Annotated in this window: 5 protein-coding genes; 1 reads left to right on the top strand and 4 read right to left on the bottom strand. The window is 70.8% G+C overall.

All coding sequences use genetic code 11. The features are described from left to right. Window positions 1–28: 28 nt before the first annotated feature. The 4 genes from OG245_RS16050 to OG245_RS16065 form a co-directional block, all read right to left on the bottom strand. Window positions 29–2,674, bottom strand: a complete 2,646-nt coding sequence (locus OG245_RS16050; RefSeq protein WP_371624212.1) for a LuxR C-terminal-related transcriptional regulator — start codon at window positions 2,672–2,674, stop codon at window positions 29–31. 613 nt (window positions 2,675–3,287) lie between these two features. Then, window positions 3,288–5,027, bottom strand: coding sequence for an ABC transporter ATP-binding protein (locus tag OG245_RS16055; RefSeq protein ID WP_371624213.1), 1,740 nt, complete (start codon window positions 5,025–5,027; stop codon window positions 3,288–3,290). Beyond that, a complete protein-coding gene (locus tag OG245_RS16060) occupies window positions 5,024–6,814 on the bottom strand; it encodes an ABC transporter ATP-binding protein (RefSeq protein WP_371624214.1) in 1,791 nt (596 codons plus the stop codon). Before OG245_RS16060 ends, OG245_RS16055 begins: the two co-directional genes overlap by 4 nt. 152 nt (window positions 6,815–6,966) lie before the next feature. Then, a complete protein-coding gene (locus OG245_RS16065; RefSeq protein ID WP_371624215.1) occupies window positions 6,967–9,156 on the bottom strand; it encodes an MMPL family transporter in 2,190 nt (729 codons plus the stop codon). Between the two features lie 262 nt (window positions 9,157–9,418). On the opposite strand from OG245_RS16065, the gene OG245_RS16070 reads away from it, so the two are divergent. Next, window positions 9,419–10,036: a TetR/AcrR family transcriptional regulator gene (locus OG245_RS16070; protein ID WP_371624216.1), complete on the top strand. Its 618-nt coding sequence runs from the start codon at window positions 9,419–9,421 to the stop codon at window positions 10,034–10,036. Window positions 10,037–10,062 lie beyond the last annotated feature (26 nt).

Genomic DNA, 10,062 nt, shown 5'->3' on the forward strand with positions numbered 1-10,062 from the left:
CTCGGGGCCGCGCGGCCCCGAGGACCGGTCAGCCGGCCGACAGCCTGACCCCGAGGACCGGTGTCTCCTGTCCCTGGGAGCGGTGCAGCGCCTGCCGCTCCGTGATGCCCAGCTTGTGGTAGATGCGGTGCAGGTGGTTCTCGACCGTGCGAACCGACACCACGAGCCGGAGCGCTATGTCGCGGTTGGACATCCCGGTGGCGGCGAGCGCGGCCACCTCGCGTTCGCGCGGGGTGAGCGGGGCCATGTCGCCGCGGTTCTCGTTCACGATCCAGGGCGGCAGCGCGAAGGTGCCGCCGCGGATCAGGTCCTCGCAGGTGGCCCAGGCCTCCCGGCCCTTGCGGCGCTGTCCGGCGGCCCGGTGGGCGCGGGCGGCCTGGGCCGCCGCCTCGGCGGCGAGCGGCAGTGCGCCCATCTCGCCGAACTGCCGGGAGACCTTGGTGAGCGCGTTCCCGTCGGCCTCCGCCAGCGCCTGGATGTGATCGGACATCACCCGGGCGGTGGTGCCGCCGCACCTGGCGGCGAACTGCCGGGCCCGGGACCGGAAGCGGTAGGAGGCGTTCTCCTTGATCCGGGCGATCAGGTGCAGGGCCGCCAGGGCGGTGGGCGTACGTCCTCCGGCCTCCGCGCGGTCGGCGAGATCGAGGGCGGCGGAGGCGGCTCCGGAGTAGTCGCCGGTGTGGGCGAGGACCAGGGCCCGGTCGTAGGCGATCTCGTCGTCGGCGATCGGGTGGGAGACGGCTTCGCGCTGCACGGTACGGGCCTCGACCAGGGTGCGGAGCGCCTCCGCGTGCTGCCCCGACTCGGCCAGCGCGCCGCCCAGCTGGGCGAGCGTCCACGCGCGGGTGACCGGCCATTCGTGGCAGGTGTCCAGGGCGACCGCCTGCCGCAGCTGGGCCACCGCCCGCTGGGGTTCGCCGCGGAGCCGCAGCAGCCGGGCGCCGGCCAGGACGGTCCGGAGCAGCGCGGGCCAGCGGTCGGCGTCGTCGTAGCGGCGCGTGGTGACCAGCGCGTCCTCGGCCTCCCTGAGGTTGCCCGTGTGCCACAGGCACCGGGCGGACAGGGCCACCAGGAGGGCAGCCGCTTCACCGTCCCAGTCGAAGGAGGGCTCCCGGTAGCGGCCGAGTAACTCCAGCGCGCCCGCCGCGTCGCCGAGCTCGGAGCGGGCGAGCACCATCACCGGGACCAGGGCCTGGGTGACGGCCTGCGGGGCGTCCCCCGTCCGCAGAACGGCTTCACCGATGTCGACGGCGTCGCGCAGCCGGTCGGACATCATGGCGATCAGGGCGCGGCTGCCGTGCAGCACTCCCGCCTGTCCCTGTCCGACGGCGGCGACGGCGCGGTCCAGCACCGCACCGGCGTCCTTGACCCGCCGCAGCCGCCAGGCCAGGTTGACCACGCGGGCGTGCACGGCGGCGACGTACTCCGTCTGGGGGATGTCCACCGCGGCGCTCAGGGCCGTGTCGAAGACCGCTTCGGCCTCCTCGTGCCGGCCCTTGCCGATGAGGACCTCGCCGAGGAGCAGGGCGGCCCGGAGGGATTCCCTGGGAGCGTCCGAGCGCTGGACCGCGTGCGCCACCATGCGGCACACGGCCTCCGGGCCCTCGCCGAAGTCGGACACGGAGGCGCCGTGCAGCAGCGGCTTTCCCGGGTCGGTGGCGCGCAGGGCCAGCAGGCAGAGCCGCTCGGCGAGTTCGTGCATCCGCCGCCGGACCGCGGTGCGCGCGGCGACGAGCAGTTGCTCGCGCTCCGGCAGCAGCCCGGCCTCGATGCGCAGCGAGACGACGCGCAGGGCGTCCTCGGGGAGCCGTGCCCCCCGGCGTTCCATCGCGTCCGCCACCTGCCGGCGCAGCCGCTGCGCGGTGAGGTCGGACATCCGGGAGACGACCACCATCCGGCTGAGCGGGACGGCCAGCCGCAGTTCTACGCGCGTACCGTTGTAGCGGACGGCCACGATGCCCCGGAGGTCCAGGGACTCGGCCGCGTGCGCGAGTCCGGACGCGGCGGCGATGTCCATCTCCAGCGGCTCGGCGACGGCCAGGGTGTTGACCAGTTCCTGCTCGTCGAGGCTGAGGTCGCGCAGTCCGAGGCGGATGAGTTCGGAGAGCCGGCGGCTGGGAGGGTGGGTGAGCCCCTCCCACCACCAGACGCCGTCGACGCGGCGGAGCGACTTCTGCTCGACGGCGTGGTCGACCAGTTCCCGCAGTACCAGCGCGTTGCCGTGCGTGGCGGACCACAGGCGCTCCAGGGTGGCCGCGTCCGTGTGGCCGCCGAGCCGGGCGTGCAGGACGTCCCGGAGCTGCGCGCGGTCGAACGGGGCCACGTCGACGTGGTCGATGAGCCGGTCCACCCAGAGTTTGTCGATTCCGGCGGGCGTGTGGGCGTCCTTGCGGCTGGCGGCGAGCACGCTGATGGAGCCCGCCGCGACGAGCCGGTGGAGCCGGTGGCCCGAGGCGTCGTCGACGAGGTGGGCGTCGTCGACGCCGACGAGCGGGCGTTCGGTGGCCGAGCCGCTCAGGTCCGCGGGTTCGATCGAGTCCAGACATTCGCCGAGCGACCCGTATCCCTTCGCGCGGGCGCCGCTGCTCCAGCTCGCGCCGCCGACGGAAAGGACGGTGCGGCCCGCGTCGGAGGCGCGTTCCAGGGCGGTGGCGAGAAGAAGGCTTTTACCCACTCCTGTTCCGCCCACCAGAAGCGCTCCGCCGCCGCGCCCGAGAGCGCGCTCCACATCCTTGAGCTCGGCCTGTCTACCCGTTATCGGCCAATGAAAGAGAACCTCTGTTGACATCTGAATCTCATGCCCCCGCAGGAAGAATGTCAGCACTCTCAGATAAACGCCCAGCCCCTTGGCTTGCCCCTACGTGTCAGCTGTATGAACGCTTCGTTACACGTGACTCGGACATGGCCGAAAAGACCTGTCCGTATCTTTCAAGACAGCTCACTTTTCGTCAATGCCTGACCATGGGAACTATCGGTTTCGGTCAAGTATAGACCGGCAGCTGGAAAGTGAAGCTGACAGCGACCTGACGGGACCACGAAAGCTCAAGTTGCCTGATAAACAGCTTGCCGGCCCTCGGAAGTAACGCGGACAGGCAATACCGACCGGCAATCCTTACTTCGCCCCGATGGGTTGCTACCGGAAATTAACTTTCTCTTATCACCCTTTGTCATATGTCAGAGCGGCAGTCGGTCCGGATCGTGGAGCACTCGCCCCCGGCGCGGGGGTTGCCGGGGACGAGTGGTTCAGGGGGGCGGGACGGTACGTCGGGGTGGCCGGGCGGGGCCGGTCAGGCCGGCCGGGCGGCCAGCCGCCAGCGCCGGGCACGGCTGCGCTGCGCCCAGAAGAACGCGTACCGGCCTTCGCGTGCCATGAGGTCGTCGTGGGCGCCCTGTTCCACGATCCGCCCGTCGTCCAGCAGCAGGATCTGGTCGGCCGCCGCCACGGTCTGCAGCCGGTGCGCGATGACCAGGAGCGTCCGCCCCTCCGTCAGGTGACCCAGCGCCTCCTGCACCGCCCGCTCGTTCTCCGGGTCGAGCGACGCGGTCGCCTCGTCCAGCAGCACGACCGGCGCGTTCTTCAGGATCGCCCGCGCGATGGAGACCCGCTGGCGCTCACCGCCGGAGAGCAGCGCGCCGCCCTCGCCGACCTTGGTGTCCCAGCCCATCGGCAGCCGGAGCGCGATCTCCTCGACCCGGGCGAGCCGGCCCGCCTCGCGGACCTCCTCGTCGCCGGCTCCGGGGCGGCCCAGCCGGATGTTCTCCAGGATCGTGCCCTCGAAGAGGTAGACGTCCTGGAAGACCACGGAGATCTTCGACATCAGCACCTCCGGGTCGATCTCCCGGACGTCCACCCCGCCCATCCGCACGACGCCGCCGTCCACGTCCCAGAACCGGGGGATCAGCTTGCTGACCGTGGTCTTGCCGGAGCCGGACGGCCCGACCAGGGCCGTCATCGTGCCCTCCGCGAGCTTCAGCGACACCCCCGACAGCACCTGGGAGCCGTCGTAGCCGAAGTCCACGTTCTCGAACTCGATGTCGTGGCCCCGCGGCGTGAGCGGGTGGGCGGTCTGCGGCAGCCGGGGCTCGGCCAGCAGCTCGGCGATCCGGTCGAGGGCCGCCCGCGCGGTGCGCAGGGTGGATCCCAGGACCGCGGCCTCGGCGATCGGCTCGGTGAAGCGCGCCGCGAGCACCAGGATCGCCAGCAGCGCGGCGACGTCCAGACCGCCCTCCAGCGCCAGGTAGACGCCGGTCACCAGGACCACCGTGAACGCGGCCTGGACCACCAGGGCGAAGCTGACCAGCCCGGGGACCCCGGTCATCAGCACCCGCCGGGACGCCTCGGCCTGCGTCTCCAGCGCGGCGTCCAGCCCCTTGCCGCCGGAGCCCTCCGCGTTGCGCCCGAACACCCGCAGCACCGGCTGGAGCTGGGCGAACTCGACGACCTTCCCACCGGTCACCGCCTGGGCGGCGCTGCGCGCCTCGTCCGCGGAGCGGGTGAGCCCCGCGCTCCAGCGGTAGACCAGGACGATCAGCGGCACCGTGAGCGTCGCCGCGAGGGCGAGCCGCCAGTCGAAGAAGTACATGATGACGACGACGGTGGCGGGGGTGACGAAGCTGGTGACCAGCGGCCTCAGCAGATGGGCCGGTACGCCCATCACGTCCATGACGCTCTTGGTGGCGAGCTGTCCGAGCCGGCCCACCCGCTCGGGCCCGAACCAGCCGAGCGGCAGCGAGGCCACCTGGTCGCCGATGCGGTTGTGCAGCATCCGGGACAGGGTGGCGCCGGCGTCGAAGCCGGTGCGCAGGGAGTCGTAGTAGGCGGCGCAGTAGAGCGCGGACACCCCGAGCAGCGTCCACAGCCACGGCCAGACGGAGTCGGGGTCCGGGCCGAGCAGGGCTTCGAGGATGGGGACGAGCAGGGCGAAGGCGACGCCCTGGAGGACCGCGCAGACGACCAGCGCGGTGATCATCCTGCGGATGGGCCGGTTGTGCTCCGGTCCCACCAGCTTGAGCAGTTGGCTGATCATCGGCCGGTTCCTCCCGTTCGAGCGGCGGCCGGGTCGGGCTCGTTCCCGCGCGGCTGCCAGCTGGTGCTGCGTTCGTGCGCGTGCCACATCCGGGCGTACCGGCCGTCGCGGGCCACGAGTTCGTCGTGGGTGCCCGACTCGATGAGCTCCCCGTTCTCCAGGACCACGATCCGGTCCGCCTCGACGACGGTGGAGAGCCGGTGGGCGATCATCAGGACGATCTTTCCCCGGGTCAGCTCGGACAGGGCTTCCTGCACCTCCGCCTCGGACTGCGGGTCCGCGTAGGCGGCCGCCTCGTCCAGGACGATGATCGGGGTGTCCGCGAGCACCGCGCGGGCGATGGAGACCCGCTGGGCCTGCCCGCCGGAGAAGCGGGCGTCCTCGCCGACCACGGAGTCGTACCCGCGGGGCAGCGCCTCGATCACGTCGTGGACGCAGGCGGCACGGGCCGCGGCGATCACGTCCTGGCGGCTCGCGTCGGGCCGGGCCATGCGGATGTTGTCGGCCACCGAGGTCTGGGTGAGCCGGACGTCCTGGAAGACGAAGGCGACCCTGCGGTACAGGTCGTCCAGGGCGATGTCCCGGATGTCGACGCCGCCGATGGTGATGCTGCCGCCGGTCACGTCGCCGAACCTCGGCAGCAGGGTGGCCAGGGTGCTCTTGCCGGAGCCGGAGGGGCCGACCAGCGCGGTGACCGTGCCGGGGGCGAGGTCGAGGTCGATCCCCGAGAGGGCTTCCTTCTCCCCGTCGTAGCTGAACCGCACGCCCTGATAGCTGACATGGTCGCCCGCGGGGCTGATCGGCTCCTGGGCCACGGGCAGTTCCTCGGCGTGCAGGACGTCGCCGACCCGCGCCGCGGCCGCCTTGGCGAACCGCAGTTCGTAGCTGGCGTAGAAGAGCGCGAGCACCGGCGCGGTGAGGCCGACGCCCAGCAGGGCGAACGGCAGCATGTCCACGCCGGCGAGCCCGCCGCCCGTGACGAGGAAGGCGCCTCCGGTGACGACCGCCAGCAGAACGGCGATGGGCGAGAGGACCATCTCCGCGACCGCCTTGGAGTGGACGGTGGAGCGGACCCAGGAGAGGAAGAAGGCGGCGAAGTCGTCGGCCGCGTCCCGGAACTTCTGGTGCGCCCGGTGGGTCTGGCCGAACGTCTTGACCACCGCGACACCCTGGACGAACTCGACGGCGCTGCCGTTGATCTCACCCATGGCCCGGTCGTAGTCCGGCAGGTGCTTGGCCATCTGGGCCATGGTGATGCTGTACAGGCCGAGCCCGACGACGAGCGGGGCGATCGTCACGAGCGTCATCTGCCAGTCGACCCAGAAGAGGTAGACCAGCGAGACCGCCGGGACGACGGTCGCCGACGTCATCTCCAGGACGGAGTGGGCGATCATGTGGTGCATCGCGTCCACGTCGTCCTGCACGGCCTTCTTCACGGTGCCGGAGTTGCGCTCGGAGAACCAGCCCAGCGGCACCCGGGCCAGCCGGGCCACCAGGCTCCGGCGGATGTGCGACTGCAGCTGGTTGTCGGCGAAGTGCGACAGGGCCCCCGCCGCCAGCATGAAGGCGAGCCTGACGAGCAGGGCGCCGACGGCGACGGCCGTGATGGTCCACGCCCGGTCCGAGCGGTCGGCGTGGTCGCTCAGCAGCACCCGACCGAGTTCGGCGATGGCGATGAAGGGGACGACCCCCGCGATCGCCGAGACCGCCTGAGCGGCCACGGCCAGCCGTAGCTTTCCTTTGATCGGGCGAAGGATCTCGCCCAGTACGGCCTCTTCCGTGGCCATCCGGTCCTCCATGACCTCAGTTAGACACTGTCTAATGGATGTGACGAATGTACCCGACATCCGAGTCGGTCGGTCGGGTACGGGCGGATTCCGGCCCGGCCGGGTGAAGTGCCGCCGCTGAGCAGGGCACTTCACCCGGCGGGCAGGCCGGCTCAGCGGCCCACGGGGACGCGCTCCTCGGCGGGCCTCTTCTCCGCGAGGGCCGCGTCGCCCTCCTTGATGCCGAAGCGCGCGTACACCTTCTGGAGCGGGCCCGGGGCCCACCAACTGGCGCGTCCCATCAGCTTCATGACGGCCGGCACCAGCAGGATGCGGACCACCGCCACGTCCAGCAGGATGGCGATCACCATGCCGACGCCGAACAGCGTCATGGTGAGCACACCGCTGGTCGCCATCGCCGCGAGCGGCACGCACATCAGCAGGGCGGCGCTGACGATCAGCTTGCCGATGCTCTGGAGGCCCGTCGCCACGGCGGCGGTCGGGTCGCCGAGCTGGTCGTACTGCTCCCGGATCCGGGACACGAGGAAGACCTCGTAGTCCATGGAGAGGCCGAAGATCAGCGCGAACAGCATGATCGGCATGTTGGGCTCGATGTTGCCGGTCGGGTCGAACCCGATCACGTCGGCCAGGTGCCCGTCCTGGAAGATCCAGACCAGGATGCCGAAGGTGGCCGACAGCGACAGCAGGTTCATCGCGATGGCCTTGAGCGGCAGCAGCACCGAGCCGAAGGCCAGGAAGAGCAGGATGTACGTCGCGATGGCGATGTACAGGAGCATCCACGGCAGCACGTCGGCGAGCGCGTCCAGCGTGTCGTCGAAGACCGCGGTCTCACCGCCGAAGTACACCGTGGAGCCCGCCGGCCGCTCCACCTCGCGCAGGTCGTTCACCAGGTCGCGCGCCTCGGAGGAGACCGCCACCCCGTCGAAGCTGACGGAGACCCGGCCCGAGGTGCCTTCCACCCCGCTGATCTGGGCGTCCTTCGCTCCGGGCACCTTCGCGAGCCGCTCGGCGTACGCCTGGAGCGCCGCGCCCTGCTCCGGGGACTTCGCGTCGCCGGAGAGCTTCAGCAGGGCGTCGATGGACTTGACGCCGTCGCCCTCGAAGTCCCGCTCCATGATGTTGTGGACCTGGCGGCCCTCCGCGCTGTCGGGCAGCTGCCGCGCGTCGTTGGCGCCGAAGTCGATCCGCAGGAACGGCACCGCGAGCGCCAGCATCACCGCGAGGGCGACCACGGCGACGGCGACGGGGCGGCGCATCAGGCCGTGCGCCAGCCGGAACCAGGGGCCCTCGTCCTTGGCCTCGGGAGCCGTGGCGCCCTTCTTGCGGCGCAGGGAGAGCGCGTTGACCTTCGGGCCCATCACCGCGAGCGCGGCGGGGAGCGCGATGATCGAGAAGAAGACGGAGAGGACGACCGCGGCGACGCCGCCGTACGCCATGGACTTGAGGAAGGCGAAGGGGAAGAAGGTCATGCCGAACAGGGCGACCGCCACGGTGATGCCGGAGACCATGACGGTCCGGCCGGCGGTGGCGACCGTACGCGAGAGGGCCTCCTCGCCGGTGTGCCCGGCGGCCAGCTCCTCGCGGTAGCGGCTGACGATCAGCAGGCCGTAGTCGATGGCCACGGCCAGGCCCAGGATCGTGACCAGGCTCATGGCGAACACCGACACGTCGGTGAACTGGGCGATGACCCTCAGCACCGCCATGGAGCCGATGATCGAGAGCCCTCCCACGAACAGCGGGAGGCTGGCCGCCGCGAGTCCGCCGAAGACCACGACCAGCAGCAGGAACAGGATGGGGAAGGAGAAGCCCTCGGCCACGGCGAGGTCCTCGCCGATCTGCTCACCGGCCTGGAAGCCGGTGGGGACGGGGCCGCCGCGGAAGGTCTCGTACCCCTCGACCTCCAGCTGGTCCTTGACCTTCTTGTACGACGCCTCCTTGGAGTTGTCGTCGCTGCCCTTCAGGTTCATCGCCACGTAGGTGGCGTGCCGGTCCCGGCTGACCTGGGCGGGCATCTTGGTCATCCAGTAGTGCGCCGCGCCGGTCACCGAGGACTCGGGCAGCGAGGAGATCTTGCCGACGACCGCCTTCTGGAAGGCGGGGTCGTCGACCGTCCTGTCCTTGCTCCGGTAGACCACGACCGCGTCGGGCGCCCGCTGCGGGAACGCCTTCTCTGCCAGGAGCGCCGCCTTGCGGCTCTCGGAGTTCGGGTCCTCGAAGCCGCCGGGCTTCATGTCACCGAAGACGCCGAGGCCGTACACCCCCGAGAAGACAGCGAACACCAGTGTGAGGATCAGCAGCGGTTTGCGCCCCCGATGGATGAAGCGCCCCAACGTCTCGAACATCCGAACTCCCTAGATCGCCTTGCCAGTTCGTCGTGTCACAATCCCCAAGCTACGACGACAGTAACAGTGTTATCAATACTCGGCATGGCGGATCAGGCCGGCCAGCGGACCTGGCGAGCGGGGGCAAACATGCTCTGAGCTGGGAGTTCGCCCGAGTTAGACACTGTGCAAGAATTTTTGTCCGATGTCAGCCCCGTGTCAGCTCCTCGGTGACAGCGGCCGTCGCAAGCCATTCAAAACACCGTTGCGCTACATTGGGGTCATGGCCAGGCTCAAGACACATGACGACGCTCTCCGCCTCAAGCTCATCAACCGCGCCGCCGCCACGGTCTTCGACCGCGGCACCGGCGCGCTGAGCCTGCGCAAGCTGGCCGCCGACGTGAAGACATCCACGACGGCGGTCTACTCGCTGTTCGGGAACAAGGCCGGACTGCTCGACAGCCTGTACGAGGAGGCGGTCCGGCTGTTCATCGCCCGCCTGGACACCGTCGACTCCTCCGACGACCCCTCGGCCGACGTGGTGCGGCTCGGTGTCGCCTACCGGGAGTACGCCCTCGCCAACCCGCATCTGTACGGGATCGTCTTCGCCGACCGCGGCGACTACGAACCGACGCCCGAGCGCCGCAGCGAGGCCGGCTCGACCATCCAGCCGCTGGTGGACGCGGTGGTGCGCGGACAGGCCGCCGGACAGTTCAAGGAGGGAACGGCCGAGGTCATCGCCCTGTCCTGCTGGGGCGCGGCCCACGGCCTGGTCTCCCTGGAACTGTCCGGCAACGCCCCGCCGGGACTCGACATCGGGGCCGCCTACGAGGAGACCCTGTACGCCGTGGTCAGCGGCTGGCGGGCCCGCGGCGAGGAGTCCGCGGCGCGGACCCCGTAGGGCCCGCGCCGCGGACTCGATGCCCT

This window comes from Streptomyces sp. NBC_01116, from assembly GCF_041435495.1.
GTDB lineage: Bacteria > Actinomycetota > Actinomycetes > Streptomycetales > Streptomycetaceae > Streptomyces.